Source organism: uncultured Sutterella sp., from assembly GCF_937923675.1.
GTDB lineage: Bacteria > Pseudomonadota > Gammaproteobacteria > Burkholderiales > Burkholderiaceae_F > Sutterella.
Window position 1 is genome coordinate 1 of the sequence record NZ_CALDXB010000081.1, and the last position, 16,479, is coordinate 16,479.

Consider the following 16,479-nt stretch of genomic DNA (forward strand, 5'->3'; position numbering starts at 1 on the left):
CTATTCGCGAAGGCGGCCACACGGTCGGCGCCGGCGTCGTTGCCCAGATCATCGAGTAATGATCATCTCCTCCAGGTCAGGCTTCGCTGCCTGACCTGAGGGAACGACAGGGGTATAGCTCAATCGGCAGAGCGACGGTCTCCAAAACCGTAGGTTGAGGGTTCGATTCCTTCTGCCCCTGCCAAAAAACAAGAAAAGCCAAGTTGGGTAATCCAGCTTGGCTTTTCTCTTGCGCGGAAGAAAAACCGGTCTTCGTCAATGCATCGAAGATGAAATGCCGGTAAAATCATCTGCTATTTTTCGTCAAGTCCCGCCAGAAGGCATTAATCATGGACTCAAGGGAGTCCAATGCGCAGGTGCGGGAGATCTGGATTCAATTCATGAGCACTCAAGAAGTTGAAACCGCCTCGAGCAAGAGCGATCTCGTCCTTGTGACGCTGGCTGCGCTTTGCGCTCTCGGCGGGGTAGTTGCCTTTGCGCTCCTCTCCGAGCAGGCTCTGGCGGTGCGTTTAGGCGCTCTTTGCGGCGGACTGGTCCTCGCGCTGATCATTGCCTGGCTTTCGCCCTCCGGCAAGCGCTTCCTTGCATACGGTCAGCAATCCTATGAAGAGCTGCGCCGCGTCGTTTGGCCGACCCGCAAGGAAACGCTCAATACGACGGGCCTGGTGATGGCTTTTGTGGTCATCATCGCCTTCTTTCTTTTCTTCTGCGACATGATCATCGAATGGGGGCTTTACGACGTCCTCCTTCGTCTCTCGCTCTAATCGACAGTTTGGAAGGGATGAGCCATGGCTAATGACAACATGCACTGGTACACGCTCCATGTTTACTCCTCTATGGAAAAGAGCGTGAAGAATGCTCTGGAGGAGCGCATTGCTCAGAGCGGTCCTCTTCGCGACAGCTTCGGCGAAGTGCTGCTTCCGATCGAAAAGGTTCACGAAGTCCGCAACGGCCGCAAGATGACGAGCGAACGCCGCATGTACCCGGGCTACGTCTTCATTCAGATGGAGATGAACGATGCCACGTGGCATCTCGTCAACAGCACGCCGCGCGTGATCGAGTTCCTGGGAAACAATAATCCCGTCATGCTCTCGCCGGCTGAAGTGAGCAACATTCTGAATGCTGCGGAAACGAGCGCCGAGAAGCCCCGTCCGAAGATTGAGTTCGAGGTGGGTGAAATGGTGCGCGTCAAGTCGGGCGCCTTTAAGGACTTCACCGGCCGCGTGGAAGTTGTCGATTACGACAAGAGCCGCCTCAATGTGTTCGTTTCGATCTTTGGTCGCGACACGCCGGTTGATCTCGCTTTCAACGAAGTTGAAAAAATCTAAAAATATTTTGGGGAATGCGGTTGCACCTCGAAAAACTGAGGTGTATAGTCGCGCTTCTCTCGTTTAACCAACTGGGGAGCCCGCTGATCTGAAGGGATTAAGCAGGGCGTTTGAACCCAATAGGAATTTACGCCAAATGGCAAAGAAAATCGTCGGCTTTATTAAGCTGCAGGTTCCTGCCGGCAAGGCTAACCCCTCGCCCCCAATCGGCCCGGCTCTCGGTCAGCGCGGCCTGAACATCATGGAGTTCTGCAAGGCGTTCAACGCGAAGACGCAGGGCATGGAAGCTGGTCTTCCGATCCCTGTCGTGATCACCGCGTACGCTGATAAGAGCTTCACGTTCATCATGAAGACCCCCCCGGCCACCATCCTCATCAAGAAGGCGGCCAAGATTCAGAAGGGTTCTTCGCGTCCGCACACGGACAAGGTGGGCAAGATCACGCGCGCTCAGGCCGAAGAGATCGCCAAGACCAAGGAGCCGGATCTTACGGCTGCTGATCTGGATGCCGCTGTTCGTACGATCGCTGGTTCCGCTCGTTCGATGGGCATCATTGTGGAGGGTCTCTAAATGGCTAAGCTTACGAAGCGTCAGCAGGCGTTCCAGGGCAAGATCGAAGCCGGCAAGGCTTATCCCGCTCTTGATGCCTTCAACATCGTTCGCTCCAATGCGACCGCCAAGTTTGACGAATCCGTGGACGTTGCCATTCAGCTCGGCATCGATCCCCGCAAGTCCGACCAGGCCGTCCGCGGCGCTGTTGTGATGCCGGAAGGCACGGGCAAGACTGTCCGCGTCGCCGTCTTCACGCAGGGCGCCAAGGCCGATGAAGCCCGCGCTGCCGGTGCTGACATCGTCGGTTTTGACGACCTCGCCGCCAAGGTTAAGGCTGGTGAACTCGACTTCGACGTCGTGATCGCTTCGCCGGATGCCATGCGCGTTGTCGGCCAGCTCGGCCAGATCCTCGGCCCGCGCGGCCTGATGCCGAACCCCAAGGTCGGCACGGTCACGCCGAACGTTGCTCAGGCTGTTAAGAACGCCAAGGCTGGTCAGGTCCAGTTCCGCGCCGACAAGGCCGGCATCATTCATGCGCCGATCGGCCGCGCTTCTTTCGAAGCCGAACGTCTGCGCACGAACCTCGCCGCTCTCGTCGACCAGCTCGTGAAGCTCAAGCCCGCCTCCTCCAAGGGTCAGTATCTCTGCAAGATCTCTGTCTCTTCGACGATGGGCCCGGGCCTTCGCATTGATGCCGGCACCATCAACGCGTAATACAACTTTCCCAGGAGCGGCACTCCTGTAGTGCGCTGGGGCGGTGCAGGTTCCATTGGAATCTGACGCCGCCTAAGCGAACCCCGTCAGCGGGGATGCCCGGGAATCAAATGATTTCCGCTGAGGCTGTGAAGCCTCAAGGGCTTTGGGTGGTTCAGCCCGAACCTGGCCGAAAGGCAAAGGAAGGCTGAACTGCTGTCAAAGACCGCTGGAGAGCGCTGATTGCTCCGGACATGGAAGAACAAATGTCCGAAGAAGTCCCGCTTTTAATTCTCTTGAGCCGCTTTTCAAGCTTCTTCCGCTGGAAAATGTGGTTGCCGACAAGAGGTCCAGCGCAGACGGCACCGAAGAGAGACATTGCGTCGTGTTTGCAAAGTGATTGTCCCGCGAAGGGATGCATCACTTCCGACAGAAGTCAAGCTCTCAGAAGGTTGCCGGTTAATCGCAACCGGCGTCGGCCGCAAGGCTGACGTCTCTGAGTGGAGCCAGACCATGGGTCTTAATCGTGAAGACAAGGCGGCAGTCATTGCGGAGATTTCGGAAGTTGTTTCGAATTCGTCCGCGATGGTCATCGCCGAATACCGTGGGCTGACCGTACAGGCCGTCACGAAGCTGCGCGCTGAAGCGCGCAAGAATGGCGTGACGCTGCGTGTTGTCAAGAACACTCTGGTTCGCCGCGCCGTGGAAGGCACGGGGTTTGCCGGACTTGCCGACCAGTTCACTGGTCCGCTCGTCTACGGCTTCTCCGCCGATCCGGTCGCTGCTGCCAAGGTTCTCGTCAACTTCGCCAAGGACAACGAAAAGCTCGTCGTTAAGGGCGGTGCGATGGCCAACTACGTCATGGACGTGGAAGCCGTCAAGCAGCTCGCCTCGATGCCGAGCCGCGACGAACTCCTTGCCAAGTTGATGGCGACGATGAACGAGCCGATCGCGAAGTTCGTCCGCACCATCAACGAGGTTCCGGCGCGCTTCGTGCGCACCGTGGCCGCTGTGCGCGATGCCAAGGAACAGGCCGCTGCCTGATCCCAATCACCTTTCAAAATTTAAACACTACGTAATACGGAGCTAAAAATGGCCCTTACCAATGAAGAAATCCTTGACGCAATCGCGTCCAAGACCGTCCTCGAAATCTCTGAACTCATCAAGATGATGGAAGAGAAGTTCGGTGTTTCCGCCGCTGCCGCTGCCGTCGCCGTGGCTGCCCCGGGTGCTGCCGCTGGTGGCGCCGCCGCTGAAGAAAAGACCGAATTCGACGTCGTTCTCGAAGCCGCCGGCTCGAACAAGATCGCCTGCATTAAGGCCGTCCGCGAACTCACGGGCCTCGGCCTCAAGGAAGCCAAGGACCTCGTCGAAGGCGCTCCGAAGGCTGTTAAGGAAGGCCTCCCGAAGGCTGACGCCGAAGCCGCTGCCAAGAAGCTCGAAGAGGCTGGCGCTAAGGTCGTTCTCAAGTAATATTTACTTGGATACGTCAGTGCGTGCGGATGCCTCCGGGCGTCCGCCGCAACTCAAAGCCTCCGCAAGGAGGCTTTGATCTGTTTTTCTTCTGTGATCCATGAGAAAATCAGATCAAAGTCTTTACCTTGATGAATCGTCTTTCCAGCAGACAATCTGTTATTGCGCGCCGCGCGGACTCAGACTCCTGAAAGTCTGAAGTGCCGAGCGGCTTTTCGGCGTCTTCCCCTTTTTTATCTCATCAAGAGCCGACTTCTCCCGGTTCATTCCTAATGTCGAACGGAGTCTACATGTCGTACTCGTTCACTGAAAAGAAGCGCATCCGCAAGAGCTTCGCCTCTCGCCCGAGCGTCCTTGAAGTGCCTTCCCTGCTTGATATTCAGCTTCGTTCGTACGAAGACTTCCTGCAGGCCAACGTGAAGCCCGCTGCGCGCAGCAGCAATCTCGGCCTTCAGGCCGCCTTCACTTCGATCTTCCCGATCACGAGCAACAATGGTTACGCCCGTCTGAGATTCGCTGGCTACAACCTCGCCGAACCTGAGTTCGACGTGGCTGAATGCCAGCTGCGCGGCCTCACCTACTGCTCGCGTCTTCGCGCCAAGATCCGTCTTGAAATCTATGATCGCGAAGCCGCTCAGCCGGAAACGATCAAGGAAATCCGTGAGAACGACGTCTATATGGGCGAAATCCCCCTGATGACGGAAAAAGGTTCGTTCATTGTGAACGGCACGGAACGCGTCATCGTTTCCCAGCTGCACCGTTCTCCCGGCATCTTCTTCGAGCATGACAAGGGCAAGACCCATTCGTCGGGCAAGCTCCTTTTCTCCGCTCGCGTTATTCCCTACCGCGGTTCGTGGCTTGACTTCGAGTTCGACGCCAAGGATATTCTTTATTTCCGCGTCGACCGCCGCCGCAAGATGCCCGGCACGATCCTCCTGAAGGCCATCGGCTATTCGGTCGAGGACATCCTCGCGCGCTTTTTCGCCTTCGACAGCTTCCAGCTTCTTAAGAGCGGAGCGAAGCTCCCCGTCGTTCCTGAACGACTCAAGGGACAGACGATGTCGTTCGACATCACGGACGGCGAGGGCAAGGTCATTGTTCCGCATGACAAGCGCATTACTGCCAAGCACCTTCGCGATATTTCGAAGGCCGGCGTGACGACGATCGCCGTTCCTGACGACTATCTCCTCGGGCGCGTTCTTGCCAAGAACATTGTCGACGCGCAGACGGGTGAAGTCATTGCCCAGGCCAACGAGGAAATCACGGAAGCGACGCTCGAGCACCTGCGCGCCTCCCGCGTGCGCAAGATCGAAACGCTCTTTACGAATGAGCTCGATCACGGCGCTTATATTTCCAATACGCTGCGTCTTGACGACACGCCGGACCAGTTCTCCGCCCGCGTTGCCATCTACCGCATGATGCGTCCGGGCGAACCGCCCACGGAAGAAGCTGTCGAGACGCTTTTCGATCGACTCTTCTTTGATGCTGATGCGTACGATCTGTCGCGCGTCGGCCGTATGAAGGTCAATGCTCGTTTCGGCCGTCCCTCGGCCGAAGGCGCCCGCACGCTCACGAAGGAAGACATCGTTGACACGATGGCGCTTCTCGTTGCCCTGCGCAATGGCCAGGACGATGTTGAGCTCGTTGACGAAAAGGGTGAAAAGCGTATTTGCCCGGTGAACGGCGTCGACGACATCGACCACCTCGGCAACCGCCGCGTCCGCTGCGTCGGCGAACTCGCCGAGAATCAGTTCCGCGCTGGTCTCGTCCGCGTTGAACGCGCCGTCAAGGAACGCCTCAATCAGGCCGAAAGCGATGGTCTCACGCCGCAGGATCTCATTAATTCGAAGCCTATTTCGGCCGCGATCCGCGAGTTCTTCGGCTCGAGCCAGCTCTCGCAGTTCATGGACCAGACGAATCCGCTCTCGGAAATCACGCATAAGCGCCGTATTTCCGCTCTCGGCCCGGGCGGCCTCACGCGCGAACGCGCCGGCTTTGAAGTGCGCGACGTGCACTCGACCCACTACGGCCGCGTCTGCCCGATTGAAACGCCTGAAGGTCCGAACATCGGTCTGATCAATTCGCTCGCCCTGTATGCGCGCCTCAACGAGTACGGCTTCCTTGAAACGCCGTACCGCAAGGTCGTCGACGGCGTTGCGACGAAGGAAATTCACTACCTGTCCGCGATTGAGGAAGGCAAGTACATCATTGCTCAGGCCAACGCCGAGATGGACGACAACGGCCGCCTCACGCAGGAACTCGTTTCTGCCCGCGACAACGGCGAAACGATCCTTGCCTCGCCTGAACGCATTCAGTACATGGACGTTGCGCCGGCGCAGATTGTTTCCTGCGCTGCCGCGCTGATTCCGTTCCTTGAACACGATGACGCGAACCGAGCTCTGATGGGCGCGAACATGCAGCGTCAGGGCGTGCCCTGCCTGCGTCCTGAGAAGCCTGTCGTCGGTACGGGCATCGAACGCACGGTGGCTGTTGATTCGAAGACGGCCGTTCAGGCTCGCCGCGGCGGCGTTGTCGACTATGTCGACGCCAACCGCGTGGTCATCCGCGTGAACGACGAGGAATCGGTTGCCGGTGAAACGGGCGTGGACATCTACAACCTGCAGAAGTTCACCCGCTCCAACCAGTCGACCAACATCAACCAGCGTCCGATCGTTGTGAAGGGCGATCGCGTGGCTGTTGGCGACGTGCTCGCTGACGGCGCTTCGACCGATACGGGCGAACTCGCCCTCGGCCAGAACATGCTGATCGCGTTCATGCCGTGGAACGGCTACAACTACGAAGACTCGGTGCTCATCAGCGAGCGCGTGGTTGCCGACGACCGCTACACCTCGATCCACATCGAGGAGCTTTCGGTTGTTTCTCGCGATACGAAGCTCGGGCCTGAGGAAATCACCCGCGATATTTCGAACCTCTCGGAAAACCAGCTCTCCCGTCTTGATGATTCCGGCATCGTCTTCATCGGCGCCGAAGTCAAGGCCGGCGACGTGCTCGTCGGCAAGGTGACGCCGAAGGGCGAAACCCAGCTCACGCCGGAAGAAAAGCTCCTGCGCGTGATCTTCGGCGAGAAGGCTTCGGATGTGAAGGATACGTCTCTGCGCGTTCCGTCCGGCATGACCGGCACGGTTATCGATGTGCAGGTCTTCACCCGCGACGGCGTGAAGCGCGACAAGCGTGCTGAAAGCATCATTGCCGAGGCGCTCAAGCGTTATCGCCGCGACCTTGACGACCAGCTGCGCATTGTTGAACGCGACTCCTTCGACCGTCTGCGTCGTCAGCTCGCCGGCCACAAGGTCGTGAGCACGATGAAGCTCGAGGGTCTTCCCGCCGACTGCGTGCTGACGCCCGAATTCCTCGCCACCATGCAGGGCTACGATCTCTTCGACCTGCGCATGGAAGAGGAGGCCGCCCAGCACTACATCGACCTCACGAAACAGGCGATTGAGCACACGCGCGAAGATAATTCCCGCAAGTACGACATCAAGAACGACAAGCTCACGCGCGGCGACGAACTGCCCCCGGGCGTGCTCAAGATGGTGAAGGTGTACATCGCCGAACGCCGTCGTCTGCAGCCCGGCGACAAGATGGCCGGCCGTCACGGCAACAAGGGCGTGGTCTCCAAGATCTGCCCGGTTGAAGATATGCCGTACATGGCCGATGGCCGTCCCGCCGACATCGTTCTGAATCCGCTCGGCGTGCCGTCCCGCATGAACATCGGTCAGGTGCTTGAAGTTCACCTCGGCTGGGCCGCCAAGGGCATCGGCTGGCGCATCGAACAGATGCTCAAGACCGAGCAGGTCCGTCAGATCCGTGCGTTCCTTAATGAGGTCTACAACCGTACCGGCAAGCATGAGGATCTCGACAGCCTTACGGATGAGGAACTCATGCGCATGGCCCGCAACCTGCAGAACGGCGTTCCGTTCGCCACGCCGGTCTTTGACGGCGCTACGGAAGAGCAGATCCGCATGATGCTTGACCTTGCCTTCCCGGATGAGGAAGCCGCTCGTCTGCAGCTCACGCCCTCGAAGACCCAGGCGACCCTCTATGACGGTCGTACGGGTGATGCGTTCGAGCGTCCTGTGACTGTGGGCTACATGCACTACCTCAAGCTGCACCACCTCGTCGACGACAAGATGCACGCGCGCTCCACCGGCCCGTACTCTCTCGTCACGCAGCAGCCTCTGGGCGGCAAGGCGCAGTTCGGCGGCCAGCGCTTCGGCGAAATGGAAGTCTGGGCGCTGGAAGCCTACGGTGCGGCTTACGTGCTGCAGGAAATGCTTACCGTCAAGTCCGACGATGTCAACGGCCGCACGAAGGTCTATGAAAACATCGTCAAGGGCGAGCACAAGATTGAAGCGGGCATGCCCGAATCCTTCAACGTGCTCGTGAAGGAAATCCGGTCGCTCGGCATCGACATCGACCTCGTCAAGAACTAAGAGAGGATTTAAGCGAAATGAATTCTGCGCTTAATGACATTTTCAACCAGGTCCACAAGGACGAGCATTTCGATGCCATCCGCATCGGTCTTGCCAGCCCTGAAAAGATCCACTCCTGGTCCTACGGCGAAGTCAAAAAGCCGGAGACGATCAACTACCGCACTCAGAAGCCTGAGCGCGATGGTCTTTTCTGCGCGAAGATCTTCGGGCCGGTGAAGGACTACGAATGCCTTTGCGGCAAGTACAAGCGCCTTAAGAACCGCGGCGTCATCTGCGAAAAGTGCGGCGTCGAGGTGACGCTCGCCAAGGTGCGCCGTGAACGCATGGGCCACATTGATCTCGCGAGCCCTGTGGCGCACATCTGGTTCCTCAAGAGCCTGCCGTCGCGTATGGGCATGGTGCTCGATATTCCGCTTCGCGACATCGAGCGCGTGCTCTACTTCGAAGCCTATATCGTTGTTGATCCGGGCCTTTCGACGCTCGAGCGCGGCCAGCTCCTCAACGAAGAGGAGTTCATCCAGAAGACGGCTGAATTCGGCGACGACTTCAAGGCCATGATGGGCGCTGAAGCGATTGGCGAACTCCTGCGCACGATCGATATCGATGCAGAAGTTGCCCGCCTTCGCGACGAGCTCGCCAATACGGCTTCGGAAGCGAAGATCAAGAAGTTCGCCAAGCGACTCAAGGTCCTTGAGGGCTTCCAGCGTTCCGGCATCAAGCCCGAATGGATGATCATGACGGTCCTGCCGGTACTCCCGCCGGATCTCCGTCCGCTCGTCGCGCTTGACGGCGGCCGCTTTGCGACTTCGGATCTGAATGATCTCTATCGCCGCGTCATCAACCGCAACAACCGCCTGAAGCGTCTCCTTGAAATCAAGGCTCCGGACATCATCGTGCGCAACGAAAAGCGCATGCTCCAGGAAGCCGTGGACTCGCTCCTCGACAACGGCCGCCGCGGCAAGGCGATGACCGGCGCCAACAAGCGCCCGCTCAAGTCGCTCGCAGACATGATCAAGGGCAAGTCCGGCCGCTTCCGTCAGAACCTGCTCGGTAAGCGCGTCGACTATTCCGGCCGCTCCGTGATTACGGTGGGTCCGGAACTGCGCCTGCACCAGTGCGGCGTGCCTAAGCTGATGGCGCTCGAGCTCTTCAAGCCCTTCATCTTCAATAAGCTCGTTCTGCGTGGTCTCGCGCCCACGCCGAAGGCTGCAAAGAAGATGGTCGAGAACCAGGAAGCCGTGGTCTGGGACATCCTCGAGGAAGTGATCTTCGAGCACCCGGTCATGCTGAACCGTGCGCCTACGCTGCACCGACTCGGCATTCAGGCCTTTGAGCCGAAGCTGATCGAAGGCAAGGCGATGCAGCTCCATCCGCTCGTCTGCGCGGCCTTCAACGCCGACTTCGACGGCGACCAGATGGCTATTCACGTTCCGCTCTCCCTTGAAGCTCAGCTCGAGGCCCGCGGACTGATGATGAGCTCCAACAATGTCCTCTTCCCGGCTAACGGCGATCCTTCGATCGTGCCGTCTCAGGACATGGTGCTTGGTCTTTACTACGCGACCCGCGAAAAGATCAACGGCAAGGGCGAAGGCATGTTCTTCTCGGACGTCGCTGAAGTTCAGCGCGCCTGGGACAACGGCGTCGTCGAACTGCAGACGCGATGCACCGTCCGCATTAAGGAATACGAACTTAATCGCGAAACCGGTGAAAAGACGCCGAAGATCGTCCGCTACGAGACGTCCGTCGGCCGTGCGCTTCTCTCGGAAATCCTTCCTGAAGGCATGAGCTTCAAGGAGCTCAACATCACCCTCAAAAAGAAGGAAATCGCCAAGCTCATCAACCGCTGCTTCCGCCTCTGCGGCCTGCGCGCGACGGTGATCTTTGCCGACAAGCTCAAGGACAACGGCTATCGCCTCTCGACGCGCGCCGGCATTTCGATCTGCGTGGGCGACATGAAGGTCCCCGCTCAGAAGGAAGGCCTTGTGCGAGCCGCCGAACAGGAAGTGAAGGAAATCGAGGCGCAGTACACCTCGGGTCTCGTCACTCAGGGCGAACGCTACAACAAGGTGGTCGACATCTGGGGCCGCACGTCGGACCAGGTGGGCAAGGTGATGATGCAGGAGCTCTCGTCCGAGCCCACGATCGATCGTCACGGCCACAAGGTTTCTCAGGAATCCTTCAACAGCGTCTACATGATGGCTGACTCGGGCGCCCGCGGTTCCGCAGCGCAGATTCGTCAGCTCGCCGGCATGCGCGGCCTGATGGCCAAGCCTGACGGCTCCATCATTGAAACGCCGATTACGGCGAACTTCCGTGAAGGCCTTAACGTTCTGCAGTACTTCATTTCGACCCACGGCGCCCGCAAGGGCCTCGCGGATACGGCTCTGAAGACCGCGAACTCCGGCTACCTCACGCGTCGTCTCGTCGACGTTACGCAGGATCTCGTGGTGGTGGAAGACGACTGCCACACGACCCGCGGCGTTGAGATGCGCGCCCTCGTTGAAGGCGGTGAAGTTATTCAGGCTCTGCGCGACCGAGTTCTCGGCCGCGTGACGGCGACTGACGTCATTAATCCGGACACGCACGAGGTTGTGCTTGCTGCCGGCACGCTGCTCGACGAACGCGCCTGCGACAAGCTCGACGAACTCGGCATCGACATGGTGAAGGTCCGCACGCCGCTCACCTGCGACACGCGCTACGGCCTCTGCGCCAAGTGCTACGGCCGCGACCTCGGCCGCGGCACGCTGGTCAACGCCGGTGAGTCCGTGGGCGTCATCGCTGCTCAGTCGATTGGCGAACCGGGCACGCAGCTCACGATGCGTACGTTCCACATCGGCGGCGCGGCTTCGCGTGCTGCCGTTGCTTCGAGCGTTGAGGCGAAGTCCGCCGGTACGGTGACCTTCAGCCCTGCCATGCGCTTCGTGAAGTCCTCGAAGGGCGAGCTGGTGGTGATTTCCCGTTCGGGCGAGATCGTGGTTGTCGACCACGGCCGTGAACGTGAACGCCATAAGGTTCCTTACGGTTCGACGCTCCTCGTGAAGGCTGATCAGACGATCAAGGCCGGCCAGCAGCTCGCAACCTGGGATCCGATGACTCGTCCGATTATCACGGAGTACGCCGGTCGCGTTAAGTTCGAAAACGTGATTGAAAACGTCACCGTGATGAATCAGGTCGACGAAGTGACGGGCCTTTCGAGCCTCGTCGTCATCGACCCGAAGAAGACGGCTGGCAAGGGCGGCAAGGCGAGTGCTGCGGGCATTCTTCGCCCCTTGGTTCACCTCCTCAATGAGGACGGCTCCGAGGTGAAGATTCCGGGTACCGACCACGCCGTGACGATTCAGCTGCCGGTGGGCGCCTTCGTGGTCGTCCGCGACGGTCAGGACATCGGCATGGGCGAGGTGCTCGCCCGCATTCCGACGGAATCGCAGAAGACCCGTGATATTACGGGCGGTCTGCCGCGAGTCGCGGAACTCTTCGAAGCCCGCAGCCCGAAGGATGCCGGCATGCTTGCAGAAGTTACCGGTACGGTCACTTTCGGCAAGGAAACGAAGGGCAAGCAGCGCCTCATCATTACCGATCAGGAAGGCAATGCGCATGAAACGCTGATCAGCAAGGACAAGACGGTTCTCGTCCACGACGGTCAGGTCGTTCAGAAGGGTGAGGAAATCGTCGACGGACCGGTTGATCCGCACGACATCCTTCGCCTCCTCGGCATCGAAGAGCTTGCTCGCTACATCGTCGACGAAGTGCAGGACGTTTATCGTCTGCAGGGCGTGAAGATCAACGACAAGCACATTGAAGTGATCGTTCGTCAGATGCTGCGCCGCGTCCAGATTGCTGATCCGGGCGACACGCACTTCATTCAGGGCGAACAGGTTGAGCGCTCCGAAATGCTCGACGAAAACGATCGCGTCACTGCGCTCGGCAAGCGTCCCGCCACCTATGACAACGTGCTCCTCGGTATTACGAAGGCGTCTCTGTCGACGGACAGCTTCATTTCTGCTGCCTCCTTCCAGGAAACGACCCGCGTGCTTACCGAAGCCGCCATCATGGGCAAGCGCGACGATCTGCGCGGCCTGAAGGAAAACGTGATTGTCGGCCGTCTGATTCCTGCCGGTACGGGTCTTGCCTATCACCAGGCGCACAAGGCGCAGGAACTGGCGGAACGTCTCGAGCGTGAAACTCAGGCTTTCGACGAACCGCTCCCTGAAGGCGAAGCCGCAGCGGCTCAGCAGGAAGTTGAAGAGGAAATGTCTGAAGCGGCCGAAAAGCCCGCAGTCAATCCTTTCGCAGCCTTCGACCACAAGGAAGCCGTTGTGGAAGAAGAGAAGGCTCCGAAGAAGCCCGCTGAAGCTGACGAGCAGCCTGCCTCCTAATTTCAGCGCACAACTCGCAATCTGCCGACAGCTTTAGAGCCGCCGGCTTATTGCGAGGAAAAAGAACGGTCCGGATTCCTCATTCTCGAGAGAGAAGGGAGTCCGGACCGTTCTTTTTTGTTTTTCCATCGCTTTGGCTTGACACTCTGGAGCAATCTGAACGACAATCACCTGCCTTCAGGGTCCTGAATCCCTCGACTTATACAGCGAATTCCCTCTAAGAGTAAGCTGTTCGGGGAGAATAGGAAACTGAAGACGGTTAAACAACAGCGTCTCTTTATTTTTTGATAGGGACGCTCTTAACAATTTAGACGGACGATATGCCTACTATTAACCAGCTTGTTCGCAAGCCTCGTGAGCTCACGCACGATAAGAGCAAGAGCCCGGCTCTTAAGAACTGCCCGCAGAAGCGCGGCGTTTGCACTCGTGTGTACACCACGACCCCGAAGAAGCCGAACTCCGCTCTGCGTAAGGTTGCCAAGGTGCGCCTCACCAACGGCTTTGAAGTCATTTCCTACATCGGCGGCGAAGGCCACAACCTGCAGGAGCACTCTGTTGTGCTCATCCGCGGCGGCCGTGTGAAGGACCTTCCTGGCGTGCGTTATCACATCGTGCGCGGCTCTCTGGATACCCAGGGCGTCAAGGACCGCAAGCAGGCCCGCTCCAAGTACGGCGCGAAGCGCCCGAAGGCGGCCTAATAGGCTTCGCGGCATCTGCCGCAGGCGAACGGTCATGGGAAAACGGTTTCCCGGACCGAGTAAGTCGCGGACGCTTAGTCCGCAAAATCAATCCAAATGTACGGCTCACCCCGGTTGGGGAACGCAGAACGTACAAGACTGAAGTATCGAAAGAGGAATTCAAATGCCCCGTCGTCGCGAAGTACCTAAGCGCGAAATTCTGCCGGATCCGAAGTTCGGCAGCGTTGAAGTTACCAAGTTCATCAATGTGATCATGCTCGATGGCAAGAAGGCGGTTGCGGAACGCATCGTCTACGGCGCCTTCGCGCAGATCGAAGAAAAGACCGGCAAGAGCGCTCTGGAAGTGTTCAACAACGCCATCAACAATGTCCGTCCGCTGGTTGAGGTTAAGTCCCGCCGCGTCGGTGGCGCGAACTACCAGGTCCCGGTCGAAGTCCGCCCGGTCCGCCGCCTCGCTCTCGCGATGCGCTGGCTGCGCGAGTCGGCCAAGAGCCGCTCTGAAAAGTCGATGCCGCAGCGCCTCGCCGGCGAGCTGCTCGACGCCAGCGAAAATCGCGGCGGTGCCGTGAAGAAGCGCGATGAAGTCCATCGTATGGCTGAAGCCAACAAGGCCTTCTCGCATTTCCGCTTCTAATCGAATCGCTTATCCACCGCACGACGCTCCATCTGAAGGAGTTCGTGCGGCGAACTTTGAGAGGAACCTTAAATGGCTCGTCAGACTCCGATTTCGCGCTATCGCAATATCGGTATTTCTGCCCACATTGACGCGGGCAAGACCACCACGACTGAACGTATCCTGTTCTATACGGGCGTCAACCACAAGATCGGCGAAGTGCATGACGGCGCTGCGACGATGGACTGGATGGAGCAGGAACAGGAACGCGGCATCACCATCACGTCCGCTGCCACGACCTGCTTCTGGCGCGGCATGGAGATGCAGTGGGAACCGTATCGCCTGAACATCATCGACACCCCGGGTCACGTCGACTTCACGGTTGAAGTGGAACGTTCGATGCGCGTCCTTGACGGCGCCTGCATGGTGTACTGCGCCGTGGGCGGCGTTCAGCCGCAGTCCGAAACGGTGTGGCGTCAGGCGAACAAGTACCATGTGCCCCGTCTCGCGTTCGTCAACAAGATGGACCGTACCGGCGCCAACTTCTTCAAGGTCTACGATCAGATGAAGAAGCGCCTCCAGGCGAACCCCGTGCCCATCGTTATTCCGATCGGCGCTGAAGACACGTTTGCCGGCGTGGTTGACCTTCTCAAGATGAAGGCGATCATTTGGGACGAAGCTTCGAAGGGCATGAAGTTCACCTACGAAGACATCCCCGCTGAGCTCGTCGACTCCGCCAACGAATGGCGCGAGAAGATGATCGAAGCCGCTGCCGAAGCGAACGAAGAGCTCATGAACAAGTACCTCGAGGAAGGCACCCTTACCGAAGAGGAAACCATCAAGGGTCTTCGTCAGCGCACCATCGCCTGCGAAATCCAGCCGATGCTTTGCGGCACCGCCTTCAAGAACAAGGGCGTGCAGCGGATGCTCGACGCCGTCGTGCAGTTCCTGCCGGCTCCGACCGACATTCCGCCGGTTCCGGGCTTCGACCTGAACGACAAGGAAGTCACCCGCGAAGCGAGCGACGATGCTCCGTTCTCCGCGCTTGCCTTCAAGATCATGACTGACCCGTACGTCGGCCAGCTCACGTTCCTTCGCGTTTATTCCGGCATCCTCAATTCCGGCGACACCGTTCTCAACTCCGTCAAGGACAACAAGGAACGCATCGGCCGTCTGCTCCAGATGCACGCCAATGAGCGTAAGGAAATCAAGATGGTCGAATCGGGCGACATCGCTGCTGCGGTTGGCCTGAAGTCCGTTACGACGGGCGACACGCTCTGCGCTCTTGACGCTCCGATCATCCTCGAACGCATGGAGTTCCCGGAACCCGTGATCTCGCAGGCTGTTGAGCCCAAGACCAAGGCTGACCAGGAAAAGATGGCGCTTGCCCTTAATCGTCTTGCTCAGGAAGACCCGTCCTTCCGCGTGCGTACTGACGAAGAATCCGGCCAGACCATCATCTCCGGCATGGGCGAACTTCACCTTGAAATTCTCGTCGACCGTATGCGCCGCGAGTTCAACGTTGAAGCGACCGTCGGCAAGCCTCAGGTTGCCTATCGCGAAACGATCCGCAAGACCGTTGAAAATGCCGAATGCAAGTTTGCCAAGCAGTCGGGCGGCCGCGGCCAGTACGGTCACGTCGTTCTGAAGCTTGAACCGCTTGAACCCGGCAAGGGCTTCGAATTCGTCGACGCCATTAAGGGCGGTGTGGTTCCCCGTGAATACATCCCGGCCGTTGAAAAGGGCGTTGAAGATACCCTGAAGGCTGGCGTGCTCGCCGGCTTCCCGGTTGTTGACGTCAAGGTCACGCTCCACTTCGGTTCGTACCACGAAGTCGACTCGAACGAAAACGCGTTCAAGATCGCTGCCTCGATGGCCTTCAAGGACGGTATGCGTCAGGCTGACCCGGTCCTCCTCGAGCCGATCATGGCCGTTGAAGTCGAAACGCCGGAAGAAAAGATGGGCGATGTGATGGGCGACCTTTCGTCCCGTCGCGGCGTCATCCAGGGCATGGAAGATCTGCCTGGCGGTGCCAAGAGCATCAAGGCCGAGGTTCCGCTTGCCGAAATGTTCGGCTACGCCACCCAGCTTCGCTCGCTCACGCAGGGCCGCGCGACCTACACGATGGAGTTCAAGCACTACGCTGAAGCTCCCCGTGCTGTCGCTGAAGCTGTCATCGCCGACAAGACGAAGTAAAATCAATCAGATAACCTAAATCCCAACCATTCAAGGATTGAATATGGCCAAGGAAAAATTTGAGCGTAAGAAGCCGCATGTGAACGTGGGCACGATTG

Annotated in this window: 11 protein-coding genes and 1 tRNA gene; all 12 read left to right on the top strand. The window is 58.8% G+C overall.

All coding sequences use genetic code 11. The annotated features are described in order from the left end of the window. The first annotated feature begins 108 nt into the window (after positions 1-108). Positions 109-184, top strand: a tRNA-Trp gene (locus Q0106_RS08710). A 196-nt stretch (positions 185-380) separates the two neighbouring features. Next, on the top strand, positions 381-764 hold the full coding sequence (gene secE / locus Q0106_RS08715) for a preprotein translocase subunit SecE (protein ID WP_139688389.1): 384 nt from the start codon (positions 381-383) through the stop codon (positions 762-764). A gap of 24 nt (positions 765-788) precedes the next feature. After that, on the top strand, positions 789-1,328 hold the full coding sequence (gene nusG / locus Q0106_RS08720) for a transcription termination/antitermination protein NusG (protein WP_139688390.1): 540 nt from the start codon (positions 789-791) through the stop codon (positions 1,326-1,328). Between the two features lie 136 nt (positions 1,329-1,464). After that, positions 1,465-1,896 (top strand): 50S ribosomal protein L11, encoded by a 432-nt coding sequence (gene rplK, locus Q0106_RS08725; RefSeq protein ID WP_139688391.1) that lies wholly within the window; start codon positions 1,465-1,467, stop codon positions 1,894-1,896. Further along, positions 1,897-2,592, top strand: coding sequence for a 50S ribosomal protein L1 (rplA, locus tag Q0106_RS08730; protein WP_139688392.1), 696 nt, complete (start codon positions 1,897-1,899; stop codon positions 2,590-2,592). 492 nt (positions 2,593-3,084) lie between these two features. After that, entirely contained in the window at positions 3,085-3,615 is a 531-nt protein-coding gene (gene rplJ, locus Q0106_RS08735; protein ID WP_297611683.1) for a 50S ribosomal protein L10, read from the top strand. 48 nt (positions 3,616-3,663) lie between these two features. Further along, positions 3,664-4,044, top strand: coding sequence for a 50S ribosomal protein L7/L12 (gene rplL, locus Q0106_RS08740; protein WP_152158578.1), 381 nt, complete (start codon positions 3,664-3,666; stop codon positions 4,042-4,044). Positions 4,045-4,334: 290 nt separating this feature from the next. After that, positions 4,335-8,498: a DNA-directed RNA polymerase subunit beta gene (rpoB, locus tag Q0106_RS08745; RefSeq protein WP_297611686.1), complete on the top strand. Its 4,164-nt coding sequence runs from the start codon at positions 4,335-4,337 to the stop codon at positions 8,496-8,498. Positions 8,499-8,515: 17 nt separating this feature from the next. Further along, positions 8,516-12,874 (top strand): DNA-directed RNA polymerase subunit beta', encoded by a 4,359-nt coding sequence (rpoC, locus tag Q0106_RS08750; RefSeq protein WP_297611689.1) that lies wholly within the window; start codon positions 8,516-8,518, stop codon positions 12,872-12,874. A gap of 320 nt (positions 12,875-13,194) precedes the next feature. Continuing rightward, positions 13,195-13,572, top strand: a complete 378-nt coding sequence (gene rpsL, locus Q0106_RS08755) for a 30S ribosomal protein S12 (RefSeq protein ID WP_005434247.1) — start codon at positions 13,195-13,197, stop codon at positions 13,570-13,572. Positions 13,573-13,735: 163 nt separating this feature from the next. Then, positions 13,736-14,206, top strand: coding sequence for a 30S ribosomal protein S7 (rpsG, locus tag Q0106_RS08760; protein ID WP_139688397.1), 471 nt, complete (start codon positions 13,736-13,738; stop codon positions 14,204-14,206). Between the two features lie 72 nt (positions 14,207-14,278). Then, positions 14,279-16,381 (top strand): elongation factor G, encoded by a 2,103-nt coding sequence (fusA, locus tag Q0106_RS08765; RefSeq protein ID WP_297611694.1) that lies wholly within the window; start codon positions 14,279-14,281, stop codon positions 16,379-16,381. Positions 16,382-16,479 lie beyond the last annotated feature (98 nt).